The 18,757-nt window shown below is 56.4% G+C and carries 15 protein-coding genes and 5 riboswitches; of the genes, 7 read left to right on the top strand and 8 right to left on the bottom strand.

What is annotated here, in order from left to right:
- Positions 1–491 precede the first annotated feature (491 nt).
- Positions 492–2,786, bottom strand: coding sequence for a 5-methyltetrahydropteroyltriglutamate--homocysteine S-methyltransferase (gene metE, locus HNO79_RS16410; RefSeq protein ID WP_141301081.1), 2,295 nt, complete (start codon positions 2,784–2,786; stop codon positions 492–494).
- Between the two features lie 113 nt (positions 2,787–2,899).
- On the opposite strand from metE, the gene HNO79_RS16415 reads away from it, so the two are divergent.
- The 5 genes from HNO79_RS16415 to HNO79_RS16435 all read left to right on the top strand — a co-directional run bounded on the left by HNO79_RS16415 (position 2,900) and on the right by HNO79_RS16435 (position 7,634).
- The gene (locus tag HNO79_RS16415; RefSeq protein ID WP_025811791.1) at positions 2,900–3,790 is read left to right on the top strand and encodes a LysR family transcriptional regulator; all 891 of its coding nucleotides are present in this window, start codon (positions 2,900–2,902) and stop codon (positions 3,788–3,790) included.
- A gap of 726 nt (positions 3,791–4,516) precedes the next feature.
- A riboswitch (cobalamin riboswitch) is annotated at positions 4,517–4,757 on the bottom strand.
- Positions 4,758–4,884: 127 nt separating this feature from the next.
- Positions 4,885–5,129, top strand: a riboswitch (cobalamin riboswitch).
- A 235-nt stretch (positions 5,130–5,364) separates the two neighbouring features.
- On the top strand, positions 5,365–5,880 hold the full coding sequence (locus tag HNO79_RS16420; protein ID WP_171791247.1) for a hypothetical protein: 516 nt from the start codon (positions 5,365–5,367) through the stop codon (positions 5,878–5,880).
- Positions 5,861–6,346 (top strand): hypothetical protein, encoded by a 486-nt coding sequence (locus HNO79_RS16425; RefSeq protein ID WP_025811787.1) that lies wholly within the window; start codon positions 5,861–5,863, stop codon positions 6,344–6,346. The genes HNO79_RS16420 and HNO79_RS16425 overlap by 20 nt, the downstream gene beginning before the upstream one ends.
- Positions 6,347–6,539: 193 nt before the next feature.
- A riboswitch (cobalamin riboswitch) is annotated at positions 6,540–6,774 on the top strand.
- Complete coding sequence (locus tag HNO79_RS16430; protein ID WP_227000946.1) at positions 6,739–7,107, top strand: hypothetical protein; 369 nt, start codon at positions 6,739–6,741, stop codon at positions 7,105–7,107. (Overlaps the previous riboswitch by 36 nt.)
- Before the next feature lie 53 nt (positions 7,108–7,160).
- Positions 7,161–7,634 carry a DUF2147 domain-containing protein gene (locus HNO79_RS16435; protein ID WP_244987591.1) on the top strand — a complete coding sequence of 158 codons (474 nt, stop codon included), beginning with the start codon at positions 7,161–7,163 and terminating at the stop codon, positions 7,632–7,634.
- 70 nt (positions 7,635–7,704) lie between these two features.
- Here HNO79_RS16435 and HNO79_RS16440 read toward each other — a convergent pair whose 3' ends face one another.
- The 6 genes from HNO79_RS16440 to HNO79_RS16465 all read right to left on the bottom strand — a co-directional run bounded on the left by HNO79_RS16440 (position 7,705) and on the right by HNO79_RS16465 (position 14,925).
- Positions 7,705–8,793 carry an aromatic ring-hydroxylating oxygenase subunit alpha gene (locus HNO79_RS16440; RefSeq protein WP_141301083.1) on the bottom strand — a complete coding sequence of 363 codons (1,089 nt, stop codon included), beginning with the start codon at positions 8,791–8,793 and terminating at the stop codon, positions 7,705–7,707.
- A 7-nt stretch (positions 8,794–8,800) separates the two neighbouring features.
- On the bottom strand, positions 8,801–9,883 hold the full coding sequence (locus HNO79_RS16445; protein ID WP_141301085.1) for a uroporphyrinogen decarboxylase/cobalamine-independent methonine synthase family protein: 1,083 nt from the start codon (positions 9,881–9,883) through the stop codon (positions 8,801–8,803).
- Positions 9,884–9,919: 36 nt separating this feature from the next.
- A riboswitch (cobalamin riboswitch) is annotated at positions 9,920–10,157 on the bottom strand.
- A 68-nt stretch (positions 10,158–10,225) separates the two neighbouring features.
- Complete coding sequence (locus HNO79_RS16450; protein WP_007396782.1) at positions 10,226–10,984, bottom strand: ABC transporter ATP-binding protein; 759 nt, start codon at positions 10,982–10,984, stop codon at positions 10,226–10,228.
- Entirely contained in the window at positions 10,981–11,967 is a 987-nt protein-coding gene (locus tag HNO79_RS16455; RefSeq protein ID WP_372380121.1) for a FecCD family ABC transporter permease, read from the bottom strand. The genes HNO79_RS16450 and HNO79_RS16455 overlap by 4 nt, the downstream gene beginning before the upstream one ends.
- A 17-nt stretch (positions 11,968–11,984) precedes the next feature.
- On the bottom strand, positions 11,985–12,824 hold the full coding sequence (locus HNO79_RS16460; RefSeq protein WP_025811780.1) for an ABC transporter substrate-binding protein: 840 nt from the start codon (positions 12,822–12,824) through the stop codon (positions 11,985–11,987).
- 1 nt (position 12,825) lies between these two features.
- Complete coding sequence (locus HNO79_RS16465; protein ID WP_010516556.1) at positions 12,826–14,925, bottom strand: TonB-dependent receptor plug domain-containing protein; 2,100 nt, start codon at positions 14,923–14,925, stop codon at positions 12,826–12,828.
- A gap of 119 nt (positions 14,926–15,044) precedes the next feature.
- Positions 15,045–15,263, bottom strand: a riboswitch (cobalamin riboswitch).
- Between the two features lie 97 nt (positions 15,264–15,360).
- Here HNO79_RS16465 and HNO79_RS17340 point away from each other — a divergent pair.
- Positions 15,361–16,332: a DUF6925 family protein gene (locus HNO79_RS17340; protein ID WP_227000950.1), complete on the top strand. Its 972-nt coding sequence runs from the start codon at positions 15,361–15,363 to the stop codon at positions 16,330–16,332.
- A 4-nt stretch (positions 16,333–16,336) separates the two neighbouring features.
- A complete protein-coding gene (locus tag HNO79_RS16475; RefSeq protein ID WP_214165964.1) occupies positions 16,337–17,776 on the top strand; it encodes a cobyric acid synthase in 1,440 nt (479 codons plus the stop codon).
- Between the two features lie 202 nt (positions 17,777–17,978).
- Here HNO79_RS16475 and HNO79_RS16480 read toward each other — a convergent pair whose 3' ends face one another.
- Positions 17,979–18,755, bottom strand: coding sequence for an aspartyl/asparaginyl beta-hydroxylase domain-containing protein (locus tag HNO79_RS16480; protein ID WP_084296392.1), 777 nt, complete (start codon positions 18,753–18,755; stop codon positions 17,979–17,981).
- Positions 18,756–18,757: the final 2 nt, after the last annotated feature.

Below are 18,757 nucleotides of genomic sequence, written 5' to 3' on the forward strand. Positions count from 1 at the left end.
AGTCGACGACCCAGCGTGGCCCATCATTCAACCCGATTATCTCCTCGACCTAAGGTGTTTAGTCCTCGGATTTTATGGTGTGTTAATTTCAGATAAGTCGACGCGCGACCGAACTGGAGTGAGGGTCATGCCAACTTACGCGGCGAACCGATGGCGATCCTCGATCTGGCGAACAGCAGCGCCGTCCGTCGCCTACGAGGTAGGAACGACGCAAAGTGGGAATATTCCGTCTTTATGACAAAGACCAAGGCCAGTAACACAACCAAATCTTTGTATTTCATAAGTTTTGTTATGCCAACAATGGCTTTGTACCGATAAGTACGAATGGACGAAAGCTATGCCGGGCGTCTTACCGGTCCCTGATAGCGAGAGCCGGTCAGACGCATTGCTTTCCGGTGACGTGCGACCAGTCTCTCATGTTATCGTCAGGGAATGGTCACAGCTTTGATACAATCACCCGACTGCAGCGTCCGCCACGTGTAGTCCGCGGTTCAGGCCGACTTCTCCCGCAGCGTGCGGGCCGCGCGTACCATATTGACGAGTGCCGGGATGACCTCGTTCCACTGGCGCGTCTTGAGCCCGCAATCCGGATTCACCCACAGACGTTGTGCTGGAATGCGCTCATTCGCTTTCTCCATCAAAGTAACCATCTGCGCTTCGGTGGAGATGTTGGGTGAGTGGATGTCGTAGACCCCCGGTCCAATCTGGTTCGGGTAGTTGAACGTCTCGAAGACATCAAGCAACTCCATGTCGGAGCGCGAGGTTTCAATGGTGATAACGTCTGCGTCCATGGCAGCAATAGCGGCGATAATGTCGTTGAACTCTGAATAACACATATGTGTGTGGATCTGGGTTTCATCAGCGACACCATTGGCTGCAATGCAGAAGGCCTCCACCGCCCACGTCAGATAGTCCTGCCATTGCGATTTGCGCAGCGGCAGGCCCTCACGCAAGGCAGCCTCGTCGATCTGGATGATGCGAATGCCAGCCTTTTCCAGATCCAGGACCTCATCCCGGATGGCGAGCGCAAGCTGAAAGCATGAGGCCGAGCGCGGCTGGTCATCTCGGACAAAGGACCAGTTAAGAATCGTGACTGGCCCAGTCAGCATGCCTTTCATTGGTTTATCGGTAAGGGATGCTGCGTAGCTGATCCACTCTACCGTCATTGCCTTGGGGCGGCTGATATCTCCGAACAGGATCGGCGGTTTTACACAGCGCGAACCGTAGGACTGAACCCATCCATTCTGGCTGAACACATACCCCTCAAGCTGCTCACCGAAATATTCGACCATGTCGTTGCGTTCCGCCTCGCCGTGGACCAGCACGTCCAGACCCAGCTTTTCCTGCTCGCGCACCGCATGTTCGATTTCACGACGCATGGTTGCCTTATATGTTCCTTCGTCAATTTTTCCGGATTTGAACTGACTGCGCGCGAGACGGATTTCTCTAGTTTGGGGAAAAGAGCCGATGGTGGTGGTCGGGTAAAGCGGCAGTTGCAGCAGTGCGGCCTGTTTTGCTGCGCGAGCCCCAAATTCACTCATCCGACGGCCAAGCGATTCAGTGATGGCCGCAATGGCTTTTTTTACATCCGGATTGTTTACGCGGGGCGAACTGTGGCGTGAGTCCAGCGCAGCCCGATTGGTAACCAGTTCTGACGTCACAGCAGAACGCCCCCGGTCAAGAGCAAGGGCCAGCACGCGGATTTCGTCCAGCTTCTGCACGGCAAAAGCCAGCCACGAGCTGATCTCGGCGTCCATCTTCTCTTCGGCCGCCAGATCCACAGGCACGTGCAGCAGGGAACAGGACGGCGCGATCCAGAGCCGGTCTCCCAGCAGCTTTGCCACAGGTTCCAGCCAGTCCAGCGTCGCTTCCAGGTCCGTCTTCCAGATATTTCGGCCATTGACGATCCCGAGGGAAATTATCCGATCTGGCGGGCTCGTCTTTACCAGTTCAGCGACCTCCTCCCGCGCATTAATGGTATCGAGATGCACGCCCTGCACGGGGAGCCTGCTCACCAGGGCCAGATTTTCGCGCAGCTGACCGAAGTACGTGGCCAGCAGCAGTTTGACCCGGCGGGTATCAAGCGCCTGATAGGTCTGCACGAAAGCGTTCTGCCACGATGCATCCAGTTCCGTTACCAGAACCGGCTCATCGATCTGCACCCATCCGGCACCCGTCTGAGCAAGCGCATCGAGCAGTCTGGCATATACGGGCAACAGTCGCGGCAGCAGATCCAGCTTGTCCGAACCATCTTTGGCCTTACCGAGTGCAAGATAGGTTATCGGGCCGATAATGACCGGCTTCGTCCGGATACCCTGCTTCCGCGCTTCGTCCAACTGGCTCAGCAACCGCGAAGCATCAAGGGTAAACGTCGTCTCGGCATCAAATTCCGGAACGATATAATGATAGTTTGTATCGAACCATTTAGTCATTTCACCGGCGGCGACACCGCCGCAGCATCCGGGCTTTTCTTCAACAACCGTTGCCGAGCGACCGCGGGCAACCCGGAAATAATTATCGAGTTGGTCACCATGGAAGTCACGCACACGGGTGGGCAGGTTTCCAAGCATGAAGCTCGTGTCCAGCACCTGATCGTAAAAGGAAAAATCACCGACCGGTGCGAAATCCAGACCAGCCTGATCCCGCCAGTGGCGTGAGCGTAGTTCCGTGCCAACCTGCTCCAGCATGGCGAGGGAAGACTGGCCTTTCCAGTAAGCTTCAAGGGCGAACTTGAGTTCACGTTTGAAGCCGATGCGAGGGAAGCCGAGATTATGGGTCGTAACCATGAAGATTTATCCAGATGATGTATGGCTTCTGGAAGATAGGGTTTCGGATATATGAAGAAAAATGATATGTTTTCATAGATGTATAAACGGCAATCATATATGGTGCGTAGAACATGAGTATTCTTGAGCGCAGCCATTTGGCGATCATTCAGGAAGTTGCGCGCGAAGGCTCATTGACGGCTGCAGGAGCGCGCCTCAATCTGACCCAGCCTGCGCTTAGTCATTCCATCCGCAAGCTGGAAAGCCAGCTTGGCGTGAAGATATGGCAACGTGAAGGACGCTCTCTCGTGCTCACTCAGGCGGGAGAGTGGCTCCTGTCTCTTGCCAACCGTCTCCTTCCACAATTCACGCTGGCAGAAGATCGGCTTGAACAGTTCGCCCTTGGCGAGCGCGGAACGCTTCGCATCGGGATGGAGTGTCATCCCTGCTATCAATGGCTTTTGAAAGTAGTGTCGCCCTATCTGGAAAGATGGCCCAAGGTAGATGTAGATGTACGCCAGAAATTTCAGTTTGGCGGAATAGGTGCGCTATTCAGCAACGAGATCGATATTCTTGTGACCCCGGATCCGCTCTACAAGCCAGGCCTTAAATTTACGTCGGTTTTTGACTATGAACTGGTACTAGTTGTAGGCCCCGAACATCCTTTGCGAAATTCACAGTATGTTTTGCCAGATCAGCTCATTGGCGAAATACTGATTACATACCCCGTACCGTCAGAGCGCCTCGATATCTATACTCAGTTTTTGCAACCCGCAGGCATAGCCCCGCGACAGCAGAAGCAGATAGAAACGACCGATATCATGCTTGTCATGGTATCACATGGCCGCGGTGTTGCAGCACTTCCACGATGGCTTGTCGAAGAATATGCCTCTCGCTTTGAGCTTTATCCTGTTAAACTTGGTATAAACGGTATTGCGAAACAGATCTTTCTTGGTCATCGCGAGACGGATGAAGACATTCAATATTTACGCGATTTTATAGAACTCGCGGGTATGAATCAGTGAGTCAAGACATGCCTGACTGTACGGGGTCAAAAAGAATAGAAAATGATAAGCACTGCTGGACCTGGCGACAGATGGATAGCGTGATCCGTGCCTGACGCAGTCACTTTTTTAGTGCCGACAGGTGAGTCGATGCGTCTTTCTCCTGTCCCGGAGTTCACGACGGAGACACGAAATAAAGTCATGGTGAACGCTGAAAATTTGTCCGTGGACCAACCGGTCGGCGATCTCTGTATCGTAGAAATTCTCTGTTCCTATCTCACAACGCATACTGCCGACAGGATTCTAAGATCCGCAGCCTTCGAGTTTGTGTCGCAGTTCCCGACCGCGTGCGGTAAGGCGGGAATGCCCCATCCCCCATCGCGCAGAACATCCACCTGCAATAAAGCCCATCAGTACGAGAGATGATCTGATGCTTCCTCCATCCAGCAAGGTTCCATACCCCCCGTCTTTCGGCAGGGACAGAATGGCCCGTTTCTGTGCGGGAGTCAGGCTCTCCGATCCGAAATAAGATCGACCTGTGCCATTTCGCTGGTTGCCGCCAAAATATGTACGCATTTCTCATGTTCCCCTTGTAGCGTTTGACGGGATTAGACCCGCGACACGCCATTGGCCAATGGATGTAATTCTTCAGAACTGGTCAGGAAAGAACACGCTGGATGGGGAACGCAGCAGATAAAACAGAAGACATGATCGCCACTCCGTCTGTCGGGCGCCCCGCCCGATAGAACTGGTTACGTCACAAAGGCAGGTCTCCTGGCTTACGGGTCCTTGATATCGGTTCTGTCTTCCCGGCCTGTTGAGCATAGCCAGTGACGGGTCCTGTTAAGAGGACATACGATCCGGTATCTCTCCGCTTACAGTTGCGGGGGCAGCCACCGACTTGTTCCCGGACCCTGATAAGTCCTGCCAGAACGCACGGCGTTCCCTATTAACCCGTTCGCACGGGGCCTTTGATGTAGAGGTAGTGTGACGCACGCCCGCGAGCAGTGCAAGCCTGCCAGCTTCCCGTCTGTGTGAAGGATACCATGCTCTTTCATCGCAGGTTTTTTGGAAAATCCATATTGCGTAGATCACGAAATCTGACGCATATTGCGACCAGCTTTTATGTCGGTGGTGCCGCGCAAGCGGATTAATAGGGAATACCGTAAGCTCTGGCGGGATCTGCGATGATCCGGGAGCCAGTCGGTAGCTGCGTCCGCAACTGTAGGCGGTATGTAGCCGGATCCGATCATCTGATGTCCGATCAGATGGGTCACTGCTTCCAGTAAGGGAGTGGGAAGACAGGACCGAGCTGCCATGATCCGTGAGCCAGGAAACCTGCTACCGTCGCAAACCGTGCTACCGGGCGGGACCGACCGGTGGCAGGAGATCAGCTATGACGCGTTCTTTCGCGTATCGATATATCTATCAAGCCTCCATATGTATGCGGATCGTTAGCCTGTGCTTGAATGAATCCCGGCTTCGTAAGGCAACCTTAGCAACAGACCTCGCGGCCTGCGGCTTATAATTCGCATGTACTTTCCTGACCCCAGGACACAGGTACCTACGTTTTATTCTGATAAAAAGAAATATCCATGAACACAGATATGAGCATGGTACTCCCTTCCATTGCGTCGCGCCTAATGGCGACCATTACGGAGCCAGAGCCGGTTGTTGCAATTCGGATGCTTATTGCGGCCTGTCTGGATCAATCCTCGTCCCTTCGCCTGCGGCTACCAGAGGTAAAGCAGCTTTTCGCCCGCTTTATAGCCGCCATTATGCGTGAAAGGACAGATGCTCTGGAGGCTATTGCCAACTCGGTGGAAAAACAGATCACCGCGCTGTCTTTTCGTCCGTTTACGCCGCGACAGGTTCGACAGATTCTGGGGATCACCAACCAGGAGCGTCTTTTCTGGACACGAGACGGGCGCCTGCACCAGACAGGAACAATCCTGAACAATCAGCGCGGCCAGAAATTCAGAGTTCCTGTATATTGTGCCGAGAGAATTGGATGGCTCAGTCAGAACCCAGACATGATCGCGGCATGGCGTGACGAGGATGCTCGCATCCTGACTCAAGAAGGCCTGTCCGATGCAGATCTTTCCAGTTAATCCGATCCGATTCCCGGTGAAACGAAAAATGGCCTCTCCCGTCCCTTCGCCTGATTTTATTCTCATACAACAGCGGCGACGTCAGCGTTCTGTCTCGGTATCCCGCCTTATGGAATCCGCACCTCTGCGGGAAGATGTAATTCAGGCAATAGCCAAGACTGAACTCCCTGCCCCCAATCCGGAAGACCGCATTCGTGCGGATGGATTTGAAACATTCCTACGTCTGGTACCTTCCGCTGGCCGATTACCCGCTGCGCCGAAGGCGCGGGGCGACTATCTTGAGGAACTGTTTTCGCCCCTGCTATTAGAAGCTCTCGCCTATGTGGATACAGCCCGCGATTTATCGGACACGCACGGGGTCGAGGCGCTCATGGCCTTGCTTCAGGCCTATATTTCCGCGCAATGGACAATTGGCGCGCGTGACGCCGCCATGCACTTGTATAGCGCATCAAGCCCGAACGCCTGATTGACAACATAGTGGCTAACGCGCGGGCGCGTATCCCCGCCCGCGTGTTTCGAAGATGAAGACACTGAGTGACCTACACTTATTGGATCGGAGCGACAAGTTTGATTGGCATCAACAAGCTCTTCGTTCCATGCAGGCCGGCATCGCGTTTCGAGGAATTGGGCGTTCCTCTCACTTCGCGCATAATGGAATGAGACCCTTGATTGATGATGGCCCCGCGCGAGCGGGTTAAAAGGGAACGCTGTAACGCTCTGGCTGGACAATTCTGTTCCGGGAGCCAGTCAGCGGCTGCTCCCGCAACTGTATGCGGTATGCCACCAGTTCGTTCACCTGCGGGTGAGCCACTGTTTCCCTTGGGGAATGGGAAGGCATGAACTGGCTGGCCATGATCCGTGAGCCAGGAGACCTGCCATCGTCTGCAAACCACGTCGTCGGGCGGGATGCACCGAAGGCAGGAGATTTCCCATGCGTCATGGGAAGACCAATGCGGCCGATCAATGCCCCCCATGTTTCCTGTTTCTGGCGGAAACATCGTGATGCAGCATCGCGGGACCGGCGCGTTTCTGACAACCGGCCTGAAACGCCCGCATGTTGCTGAAGACCCTTACTGGGCCCTTCAAGCCGGTGCAGCAATGGGCAGCAGGCGCGACAAGGCTATCATGGAAAACGTCCATGGCGTAGATAGCACCCTCGCCGCTCATTCCCATGGCGCGCATCTCGGGGCATCAATCATGCGCTTTTCGATCCGAATTCTCCGATAGATCCGCCGATGTTCCATAATTTTAGTCATGTACGAAGCGACGAAAGACACATCATGAATATTGCGCAAAAAGCAACCTGTGTCTCGCTAATACTCAGTATCATGATTGGAGGGGCTGCTGTTCACGCACAAGTTCCTCCAGCGACAACAGTTCCGCCCGCCGTTCTGGGGCAATGGGTCACCAGAAATCACAAGGGTGTTTTCGAGATCACACGGTGTGGCGACCATCTGTGTGGAAAGCTGGTTGGCCTGAACTATAGTAATGACATCCCACGCGACCAGACGGACCGTTCGGAATGTGGGTTGCCCATGCTGCGGGACTTCGTGCCGGATCCGGATCAACCAGACCGGTGGAACGGGTCCATTCTCGACCCCAATACCAATCATGTGTATCAAGCGCGCATGTGGGTTAACCAGTCCGGACAACTCAAGTTACGGGGCTATCTCGGGATTCCGATGTTCGGACAGACACAGACATGGCTTCCTTATCGCGGTCATATCGGCCCGAACTGCAAAATGAGCACCTGATCTGCGTGGTGCCTGGTCAGGAGAAGATGCCCATGCGCCTTGAGACGGGGCATGGGCGTCTATCAGTTTATTATCCGATATCTTTCTGGGACGGCATACCATTCTGGATAAGCAGTTGGCGCAGCGCCATGATAACTGGAAAGACCTCCTGATTCCGGTCGCCGTCCTGCTCCCGCCAGGCCTGCTGCTCCAGTTCAACAATTTCGCGATCTTCTGTGAAAACACGCTCCGTAAAGGCGATCAGCAGCGGCCACGCCAGATCCAGTAAAAATGGTATTTTCAACCTGCGTATGGAGAGCAGGCCAAATACCCGGTTGATCAATTCTTCCCGGTCCTGTGGCACATATGCAATCCACAGTTCCATGACCGGTTCATCAATCCCCTCCGTCTCGATCCGCAATGTCTGATAGGGATACTGCGTGCGGATGGTCATGACATCCCGATAGGCAAAATCCCGGCCATCCTTGCGACGCTGCCCGTAAATCAGAGCCTCGCTCAGCGGCTGCCTGCCAGACGTGCGGGCAAAGGTATAGCGGGCCTCCACAAAATCCTCACCCCGATCCATGCCTAGAAACCGTGGCTTCATGCTTCCGACCAGTCGGCTGTGCAGAATCTGGTGGTTCATGTCCATCAGGTTTTCATGCATGAAGCTGTAGTGACATTGCACGACTTTTCCAAACCGGCGGGTACGGTAATGGGGGTCACGGACACGTGGAAAGTCCGGCAGCGCAATGCTATCGGATTTTTCCAGATCCCCCATGAACACAAAGATGAGACCATCCTTCTCGCGGCATGCCCATGTCCGCAGTCGTGGCGGTTCGTTTTCCAGCTTCATGCCGGGGGAAAAACACTGGCCACGCCGACTGTATTTCAGTCCATGGTATGCACAGCGAATGAAATCTCCACACACTTCTCCCTTGCTGAGTGGTAACTGCCGGTGGGGGCAAACATCATCCAGCGCAAAGATGGCCCCGGCCTCGGGCCTGACCACCACGATGGGTTGCCCCGCGTACCGTACGCCAATCGCCCTGCCCCGACGAAGCTCGCGAGACCATGCAACCGGATACCAGAAATCCGGATTGCTGCGGACACGACGGATGTCCTGTTGTGGCAAAGCAGCCCCATCCAGGGCGGCTGTTTTCGATGTATTTCCTGTCATGATATTTTCAATGTCTCACGCTGTTATCAGCGCATGGGACAAAACGGATATCATTTTCGCAAAAGTCGCGGATGGATGCGCTGCGACGTGCTATCGTGCGTCGGCTGGCTACGGCCACGATTTCGGACATTTTCTGCGGCAGGACGTTCGTAATGTCCGGATCGGTCAGGGCATTGCTGTCACTTAGCGCACCCGATGGCGCGATCATGAGACGATCCGGCCGATGCGAACGCAGCGTCTGTTCCACGATGCCGTGCGCCATGCTGATGTGGGTAGGCGCCGCGCTGCAGCTATCGACCAGCCCCAGCGAGAGCCAGTGATGCGCCGGGAAATGCTGCAGGACATACGGGAAATCGCGATAGCCATGCACAACGTCCACATGCAGGCCGCCAAAAGGTAGCTGCAGCACGAAAGGAAGATGTCGCCCGAAGCCCCCGCTCCCTCCGACCAGAACAAGTGAAGTGCCCCTTGATGCTTCACTGAGGACATGCCAGGCAACATCCATATGGGTCAGCGTGGCTGCGGGCAGGCCAGGATGGGCAAGGATTGGCTCATCAATCTGGATCCAGAAGCATCCCGCGTTGTTCAGTTGTTCGAAGCATTCAATATAGGCGGGTAGCAGGCGCATCAGTCCCTGGCCGACACTGTCTCCCTTTGTCATGCCGCATAACGCAAGGAAACTGACCGGCCCCAGCAGAACAGGCCGGGTGCTGATACCCAGTTGTTCCGCTGCAAGAAATGCGTCGCGGGGCCAGTTGCGCGCAAGATGGAACGCCTGCCCCGGTCTGAGGATGGGCTTTCTGTAATTGCCGTGCATCGGATCACAGGCTGTGACTGTATTGTCGGTGCCCACGCCAAACATGCGGGCAGTCTGCACAACTCTGTCCCGCCATGGGCTATTGGCCGTAGCGATATGGGAAATGCCTGCCGCGTGCTGGCATCGCACCCCACGCATCTCATCAGCATCGGGAAAACCAAGTGTCGCCGTAAGCAGTCTGGCGATATTCGGGAAGTGATCTATGGAATACTGGCGCGCAGGCACGCCTTCGGTCGTGCCATCATGGCACGCGGCTTTCTGCCATACCGGCATTAAGCTTCTCCCGCCTTCGGCACATCCCGTCCGACGGCTTGATGTATGACGATGGCAGGTCTCCTGGCTTACGGATCATGGCCAGCCGGTTCTGCCTTCCCATTTCCTTTTCGGAAACAGTGACTCACCCCGTCCGGGTGAAATGAACCGGCGGCATACCGCCTACAGTTGCGGGAGCAGCCTCCGACTTGGCTCCCGGGTTCATGACCCGGCCGGAGCGTGACGGCGTTCCCTATTAACCCACTCGCGTGGGACCATCGACTTGATAAGACAACATTGTGCCCGAACCGAGCGGCCGGACGCAAGGTGTCATGGGCAGGATGTCCCAGCGGGCCGCACACGTTAGCGGCACAGGGACCACGGAAGGACCGCGTCCTCGACCCGCCGGACCGTTACGCCGTACACGACGCGCATGATGTCATCATCCAGCACCTGCAGGGCCGGGCCATGGCGGATGACGGCGCCATCATCCATCAGCACCAGTTCATCGCAGAAACGGGTCGCCAGAACCAGATCATGCAGCACGACGACGATCCCCTTTCCCTGCCCTGCCTGCTGGCGGAACAGATGCATCATGGACAGGGCATGAGCGGGATCGAGCGCCGCAATCGGCTCGTCCGCCAGTATGACCGGCGTATCGGTCGCCAGCGCACGCGCCAGATTCATGCGAGCCCGCTCCCCGCCTGACAGGTGGCTGGCCGGACGGGCGCACAGGTCCTGCAAGCCGGTGACATCAAGGGCGTGGCCCACCGCCGGGTGACGGACGGCATGGTCGCCCGCCTGCCCATGCGGCAGGCGTCCGAGTGCGACCAGCGCACGCACCGGCATGGGTGGCGGCGTCCCCCCGTCCTGGGGGATGAAGGCAAGTTGCCGGGCGCGCAGCGCGGAAGAGATCTGGCCCATGCTGCGATCAAGAATCCGGACATCCCCATGATCGGGTGCCTCCAGCCCCGCCAGCAGGCGCATGAAGGTACTTTTCCCCGCGCCATTCGGCCCGATCAGGCCAATGACCCGTCCCTGCGCAAGGGTCAGGGACGCGGCCGAGACGACAGCCCGATCCCCGCGCCGGAGCGACACGTCGCGTGCCTGCAGCAGGATCATGACACGGTTCTTTTCAGCATGATGACGCGGGCGAAGAAAACCGGTGCGCCCACCAGTGCCGTTAGCACACCCAGTTGCAGTTCAGGCCCGACCGCCACCACACGCACCACCATATCCGCCAGCAGCAGCAGCAGGCCTCCCCCCAGAAATGACGGCAGGAGCAGACGCGATGGCTGATATCCCACAAGCGGCCGCAACAGATGTGGCACCACCAGCCCCACAAAGCCGATCGCTCCTGAAACCGCCACGCATGAGCCGACGGCTAGCGCCGCGCCCAGCACGATACGCGTCTGGACGCCGCGCGGGCCATGCAGCTGGAAGCCAAGGCTTGCGGCCACATCCTCCCCCAATGTCAGCGCATCCAGCGCACGCCCCGCGGACAGCATGAGCAGCGTGCCACACACCACACCCGGCAGGCAGATCCAGACATGGGTAAAGGTCCGGTCCGTCAATGACCCCATGAGCCAGTGCATGATCTCGAATGACGCATAGGGGCTGGGCACAAGGTTCAGCACCAGTGCTGTCAGGGCTGCGGCAAAACTGCTGAGTGCAGCCCCCGCCAGCAGCAGCACCAGCGTGCCACCACGTCCCACCAGTCCCATCAGCACGGCCGCCGCACACAGCGCCCCCGTCAGCCCACCCAGCGGCAGGGCCGCGATGGACACCTGCATGAGGCCGGTATAGAACACGCTGACCGCCCCAAGTGCCGCTCCACCTGATACCCCCAGGATGCCGGGATCGGCCAGCGGATTGCGTAGATAGCCCTGCAGAACCGCCCCCGACAGGCCAAGCGTCCCGCCCACCAGGATGGCCAGCAGGGTACGCGGCAGGCGCAGGCGCTCCACAATGATCGCGCCTGCGGTATGCCGCCCGGCCAGCAGGTCCGCCAGTGCATGTGAAAACATGATGCGGGTTTCTCCCCACATGAGCGAGGTAACAAACAGCCCCATGACACCAGCCAGAAGCATGACGTTCAGCAGCATGGTTTGATGGGCAGGTTTCATGGGGCGGACATTTCAAGGTTGTGCCGTGCGTTACGCAGCATGACGACACTATCCAGTGTCTGTGGCAGGCCACACAACCAAAGCCGTGCGGGCAGATCCAGATGATGCGGCCCGGCAAAGGCCTGCTTCAACGCCGGGTGATCCAGCATGGACTGTGCAAGGGACGTTCCCTTCCCCGAACGGTCAAGGATCAGGAGATCGGGTGGCCGTGCAATCAGCAGTTCCATGGAAAAACGGGAAGATGACTGGTGCCCCATGATCGTTGCGTAATTACGAAAGCCGGCATGGGCAAGGACATCATCCGGAAGCGAGCCCTTATGGGTGACAAAGCCGTTGGCCGCATAGACGGCTGCTGTGGGATCGGTGGAACCAGGCTCGACCGAAAGGGAGGCCAGGCGCGTGGCAAAGGCCATAGCCAGTTGCTGCCCACGCTCAGGAACGCCGATGGCGTTGGCGACCGTCATGATCTGGACCGGAATATCCGTCAGGGATTGGGCGGGTGGCAGGGCTACAACCTGTGCGCCCCCTTCCCGCCCCGCCTGCATCGCGACGGCCGCGGTATAGATGCCACCCAGCACGACATCGGGATGGGATGCCACGATGCTTTCCGCCGTGGGTCGCAATACGGGAGCCTGTCGTGCCTGTTCGCACAGCACCGCGCTCCAGCAATCCCGGGCGAGCGGCGTAATACCGACGATCTGGCCCGGTTCGGCCAGCAGCAGCAACAACTGGTCGGTGCAGAGATTAAGCGAAGCCACGCGCGGGAGAGCCCATGCCGGTGCCAACGGGACACAGGCAAGGAAACCGGCCATCATCCCTGCGACCACGCTTTTCATGTCAATAATTCAGCATGAAGCCGCCATAACCGGCGCGACCAGGCTGCAGATAGCCGATGGGATCCTCGAACTGGCGGTTCAGCAGGTTGTCGGCGCGGGCATAGACGGAAACGTAGCGGTTGATTTTGTAATTGGCAGCCACGTCGATGGTGAAATAACCATGCCCCTTGGCGCATGTGCTGCAGGACTCGCTGCCAATAACCGGCAGATCACGCCAGCCACTGGTATACAGGATATTGCCCGAAAAGGTCAGGTCGCGAATGGGGGTCCATGTCGTATTGAAATTAAACTTGTGCTGGGGACGGCGTTGCAACTGGACGTCGTTCGTCTCATCCCGGGCGTGGGTCCAGGTATAGCTCAGGTTAAATTCCAGATTGCTCAGCGCCTTCCAGTTCAGGAAGGCTTCCACACCATACATCCGCGCCTTCGCCACATTGGCGTAGGAGTAGTTGTAGTCATATGATGAATCAATCGAAAGCGAGGACTGGATCAGGTTCCTGACCCGGTTGTCATACCAGGTTGCGCCGAAATTCAGACGGTCATGCAGCAGTTTCTGCTCAACACCCGCGTCATAGCCGATCAACTGTTCCGCCTTCAGGTTGGGATTGCCCTTTTCCGAATAACCCACACCCACCTGATTTGCGAATAACTGATACAGCGAAGGACCATGAAAACCGGAACCGGCGCTGGCCTTGATGATGGTTCCGGTGCCCGGCACATGGATTGCCGGGGCCACGCGCCATGTCACGTGGTTGCCGTAGCGCGAATTGGCATCATAGCGAATATTGGCCGCACCATACAGAATATGGTTCCAGTTCCCCTGATACTGCCCGTAACCTGCGGTCGTATCCATGCTGGCGGATGTATCGTATCCGCTGTCCCACATGCTTGAGGCCGTATGGCTGGTATTGAACGTATCATGGAAATGTTCGGCACCGATCAGAAGCTGGCCATACTGCTTGAAATTGAACGTGCCGTGCCAGTCCACCTTAAGTCGGCTGGAACGGTAATAATCCGGGTCTGGATTGACCGGGCTGCCGTAACTCGTGCCCGTCTCCGTCCAGCGGTTGCGGTTGGTCATGTAGCCAAGGCCAAGCACCTGATCAAAAAGCCCGTGAAAGGAAACCAGATGGGCCGTCCCGCGCACGATGGCCTCGTTCTGGTTGTTCTGTTCCCGCACACCCTTATCACCATACAGATTTTCACTTTGCAGGTCATACAGAGAGTAGGAATGATAATTGCTCTGTATCAGCCGTGCGGTCAGGCCAAGATCGAAATTATGGGTGACGTCATAACCCAGCCTGATATTGACGCCACGGTTGTCATTCCGGTTGCCTTCATGCCGCTGCTGCCGGTTGGCCCCATAATAACGCTCGATATAGGAAGGGATATTGTTGAACCCATCCATCCGGTAATGGGAGAATTCTACATTATAATGAAAACGTCCCTTGCTGCCGCGTGCGCCAAAGGTCTGATTGAAGGTACCATACCCACCGCCTTCGATACGGACAAACGGCTTGAAACGGCCCTGCCCCTGTGCCGTGGTAATGTCGATAACCCCCGCCATGGCGTCGGCGCCGTACAGGCCGCTCTGAGGCCCACGCAGTATCTCGATCCGGCCCATGCCGTCGGTTACAAACTGACCGGCATCGAACATGCCATTGGTGGAACTTCCGTCATTGATGTCCATGCCATCCAGGCGGACCTTGACCTCGTTGGAATTATTACCACGCATGAAAATGGATGACGTGCCCCCTGGGCCGCCTGTCTGGACCACGTTCAGGCCCGGTTGGCGTGCCAGAATATCCGTCAGGCTGCGCCGCTGCTGGGTCTGGATCTGCTTTTCCGTGATGATGGTCATGCTGGTGCCGATATCATCGGTGGAGGTCGGCCGACGGGCTGCACTGACGCTGATCAGTTCGGGAAGACCCGTATCCCCCAACGAAACAACGGCTTTCGATTTTTTATTCTCGATGACGTACTGGTTGGCGGACTGTTTTTGCGGCGCGTGCTGTCTGACTGAATCATCGGCACGCGCCACTACAACCCCCATGGTCATCAACGTGGTGGAAGCAATCAGCAGATTACGGAATAGGATCATCTGGTTCAGGTCTCGCGGTCACATCATCGTTGCCACGAGAGCGCGCTGCCACAGGATTTCCGATCTGCACGGAATCCTGTAACACCACACCGTCAGGACACCCCGCCCGACAGTTCCCGGTCGCAACCATCATGACGGCAGGTCTCCTGGCTCACGGCGTAGCGTCCTGCACAACCTTCCCGGAAAACCGCGGTTTCCAGTGGCCCGGACCATGACATCCGGTAATGCAAGGACAGACCGTTTACAGTTGCGGGGGCAGCCGGAGCATTGGATCGCAATCCGCACTCTGTTCCCTTTTCATCCCCCCGAAAGGGGACACCGTCGGAACGGTTCTGATCGGATGGGATGTTCTTGTCAACCCGCATTCAATCTTTCAGTATCCTGTCAGGATTGCTGTTATTTTCAGCCTGATTGATGAATCACAGGATATTTCCGATGAAACGTATCACGCCTTCCATGCTGACTTCACTGGCGCTGGATCTCCGTAACGGCTGGAGCATTGGAACATTTGGTGCGATCGGCGAATTCCATCATGTTCCGGATGATAGGGTCTGCCTCACCCCATGTCCTGACGGGCTGGAGATCGTCACCCAACGCGGTGCCATACGCATTAGTCCCAGCGAACCCTTGCATGCCCTTGCGTGGGACTCTCTCGTCGGAAAAGGCAGACGCTGGCGGCATAGCATGGCGTTATGCGGCCCGTTACAACTGACTGCGAAGCATACCCTGAAGGTTCTGGGAAAGGATGCGGACGCTGTCCGACCAGAGGATCGTGATGCGTGGCTGATTGATCTTGGAATTGGCGTGGGTCAGGTCCGGATGTGTGTAAGGACAGAAAATGCCCGCCTGGTTGAAGCCCTTGCTGTTGATACGGATGACCCATTGGCCGTCGTCACGGCTGCATTTGCGCTTCTGATGGAAGCCCAGCCCCACAGGGTCATGCTTTCGCCTGCTGGCAGGCTGGAGGTCTACCAACCCATTCCCGCGCCTGATGGAGACTCTCCACTCGGTGCCCATACCCACCTGCTGCCAAAACTGGTGAAGTTGAAACGGTCCTGCTCTGCTCTCGATCCCATTCCGGAAGGCTGGCAGCCTTTCCTGACACTTCATCCGGCGGCACCGTTCCGACCGTCCGATGATGATTCCCATGATTATGACCGGCTTGCCGATCTATCCTTTCTGCCGTTGCTTGAGGAATTCGGCATGGAGGAAGACTTGCAGGTTTCAGGCACATTCCAGGCCCATGTTCGTCAACATGGAACACCGGAAAATCTGAAAATACCCGCTACAAGACGTGGTCGCGCGCGCATGCATATCGAACTGCTTCGCATGGCAGCGCGGGCTCACGAGGGCATGGAGCGATTTGTGCCTGCCGACACGATCAAGAGCGCTACGGACTGCGGCTGATTCCATGACAGCGATCATGTTGCAGGGCACGGGATCCGATGTCGGAAAGTCCGTTTTGACGGCAGGTTTATGCCGGGTTTTCGCTAACCGTGGCCTGACGGTCCGGCCTTTCAAACCCCAGAATATGTCGAACAATGCCGCCGTGACGGTAGATGGAGGTGAAATCGGTCGGGCGCAGGCCTGCCGTATTGCCCCTTCCACCCTTATGAATCCGGTCCTTCTGAAACCGGAAAGTGATCATACAGCGCAGGTTATCGTCCGTGGACGCGCAAAAGGACACCTGCACGCTTCGAATTTTATCGGTGGCCGGGCCGCATTCCTGCCCGAGGTTCTGACCGCCTTCAGGACATTATGTAGCCAATCCGATCTCGTGATTGTCGAGGGCGCGGGCAGCCCGGCGGAAATCAATCTACGTCAGGGCGACATCGCCAATATGGGCTTTGCCAGAGCCGCGAATGTTCCGGTCGTCATGATCGGCGATATAGACCGGGGCGGCGTTATCGCGTCACTCGCCGGTACCCATGCTGTTCTTGATCCAGATGACCGTGAGTTGATCAAGGGATTCATCGTTAATCGCCTCCGGGGAGACGCCAGCATTTTCCAATCTGGGTATGACTTCATAGAAAAGTTTACCGGCTGGAAGGGGCTTGGCGTTCTTCCTTGGATAGACAGTATACGTGAACTGCCTTCTGAAGACAGTATTCCTGAAGATGTTGACTGTTCCGCGGCCTCACGGATCGAGATAGCCGTCCCCCTTATGCCCCGCATTGCCAATTTCGATGATCTTGATGCGCTGGAAGGTGAAACGCATGTAAAGATCACACGGATCCGGCCCGGGCAGCCCCTTCCCGCGTCCGCGCATGTCGTGTTCCTTCCTGGTAGCAAGGCGACAATAGCAGACCTGCAATTTTTCAGGCGGCAGGGATGGGATATTGATCTGGCGGGACACGTCAGGCGGGGTGGATATGTATTCGGTCTCTGCGGTGGCTATCAGATGCTGGGACAGACCATAAATGATCCCGACGGAATAGAAGGGAACCCGACCACGATACCAGGACTTGGACTTCTGGAGGTTGATACCGTTCTGACCCGTGACAAGCAGATCAACCAGACTTCAGGCATGACGCTTTCCGATAGCGCGCGATTCAGCGGCTACGAAATTCATTGTGGGGAAACAGTTCGATCACATCACCGGGTCATGCCCCTAATCAGATGCGACGACGGACGGTTGGACGGAGCAATAAGCCCGGACGGTCGTATTGCAGGCTGCTATGTGCACCGTCTGTTTGACATGACTAGCCAACGCGCGGCATGGCTGGACAGATGGGGCGCACGCTCCGATGGACTGGATTACACAGCGCGGGTGGAACGCGCCCTTGAAACCGTTGCTTCCACCATGGAAAGCAGTCTGGATATTGAAGGGTTACTGGCTATTGCCAGATGATCTTCTTTCCGTCTCAGGGCCTTGGTTCGTCAGGGCATCCAGACAAACAGGACAGAGACACCCTGCCTGAGCATCCGTCGGAACCGGCAGGCCACGGGGCTTTTCCATGCACCAGCACGCACCTTCAGGCTGACATGAAAAATCAGCACCGCACTTTTTACACTTTATCATTCTGCGCCTTCCCGTTGTTACCATGACTGGATCAAACAGTCAGTCCGCTGGTTTGGCGTTCTGTCCGGGCCATCTCATGATGGAGGGCATGCCAGTGTGCAAGATTGTTTTTGGCTTCCTGCACGAATGCCGAACGACGAACGGCCTTGAGAAACATACCCTGAACCAGACGGCCAACTCCGTATGTGGGCCGTTCAAACTGGATAAGCAACACTGCCCGATGATCCGATGTATTGTTCTGGACTTCATGAGGGTATGTGTCGTCAAACAGGATACATTTTCCATCCTGCCAGCATAACATTTGATCGTCTATCCGTATCCAGCAATCCCTGTAGTCCTGCGGCACCTGTAAACCCAGATGACAGGTTAACAGCCCTTTGGTCACTCCATTATGCAGCGGAATACGCGCACCAGGTTCAAGGAAAGAAACAAAGGCCGAGTTCAGTCCGGGAATGGCCGCAGCAAACCGTGCTGTGCAGGGCATCCGCCGGCAGTTCTCCAGAACGCAGTTCCCGTAGCCGTAAAGGAAAAATGACTTCCATCTTGTATCGGGTGCAATACGCGTATGGTCTGGCGAAATATCGCGCAGAGCGGGAAAACTGCTTACCCCATGCGTCATAAGGATCCTGAATTCCTCTATAATCCGGAACGCCCGCTGTTCCATGTTGGAAATCCATGGGAAAAGACTGGTATCAAGAACTGGCGTATCGGGAACAAGGGAATTGTGTGCAATCAGCGTGTTTAATAGAGGCCGCACTTTTTTACCAACCCGAATGATAAATGGCCGACTAGCAACAGCATCCGACATGA

Origin of the sequence: Komagataeibacter oboediens (genome assembly GCF_018491655.1) — a bacterium.
GTDB classification, from domain to species: domain Bacteria; phylum Pseudomonadota; class Alphaproteobacteria; order Acetobacterales; family Acetobacteraceae; genus Komagataeibacter; species Komagataeibacter oboediens.

Coding starts and splice junctions, on each gene's coding strand:
- HNO79_RS17340 (WP_227000950.1), top strand. CDS start 15,361: ATGAAACGTATCACGCCTTCCATGCTGACTTCACTGGCGCTGGATCTC.
- HNO79_RS16440 (WP_141301083.1), bottom strand. CDS start 8,793: ATGACAGGAAATACATCGAAAACAGCCGCCCTGGATGGGGCTGCTTTG.
- HNO79_RS16420 (WP_171791247.1), top strand. CDS start 5,365: ATGAACACAGATATGAGCATGGTACTCCCTTCCATTGCGTCGCGCCTA.
- HNO79_RS16425 (WP_025811787.1), top strand. CDS start 5,861: ATGCAGATCTTTCCAGTTAATCCGATCCGATTCCCGGTGAAACGAAAA.
- HNO79_RS16435 (WP_244987591.1), top strand. CDS start 7,161: ATGAATATTGCGCAAAAAGCAACCTGTGTCTCGCTAATACTCAGTATC.
- HNO79_RS16445 (WP_141301085.1), bottom strand. CDS start 9,883: ATGCCGGTATGGCAGAAAGCCGCGTGCCATGATGGCACGACCGAAGGC.
- HNO79_RS16455 (WP_372380121.1), bottom strand. CDS start 11,967: ATGCTGCTGAACGTCATGCTTCTGGCTGGTGTCATGGGGCTGTTTGTT.
- HNO79_RS16480 (WP_084296392.1), bottom strand. CDS start 18,755: ATGTCGGATGCTGTTGCTAGTCGGCCATTTATCATTCGGGTTGGTAAA.
- HNO79_RS16460 (WP_025811780.1), bottom strand. CDS start 12,824: ATGAAAAGCGTGGTCGCAGGGATGATGGCCGGTTTCCTTGCCTGTGTC.
- metE (WP_141301081.1), bottom strand. CDS start 2,786: ATGGTTACGACCCATAATCTCGGCTTCCCTCGCATCGGCTTCAAACGT.
- HNO79_RS16415 (WP_025811791.1), top strand. CDS start 2,900: ATGAGTATTCTTGAGCGCAGCCATTTGGCGATCATTCAGGAAGTTGCG.
- HNO79_RS16465 (WP_010516556.1), bottom strand. CDS start 14,925: ATGATCCTATTCCGTAATCTGCTGATTGCTTCCACCACGTTGATGACC.
- HNO79_RS16450 (WP_007396782.1), bottom strand. CDS start 10,984: ATGATCCTGCTGCAGGCACGCGACGTGTCGCTCCGGCGCGGGGATCGG.
- HNO79_RS16475 (WP_214165964.1), top strand. CDS start 16,337: ATGACAGCGATCATGTTGCAGGGCACGGGATCCGATGTCGGAAAGTCC.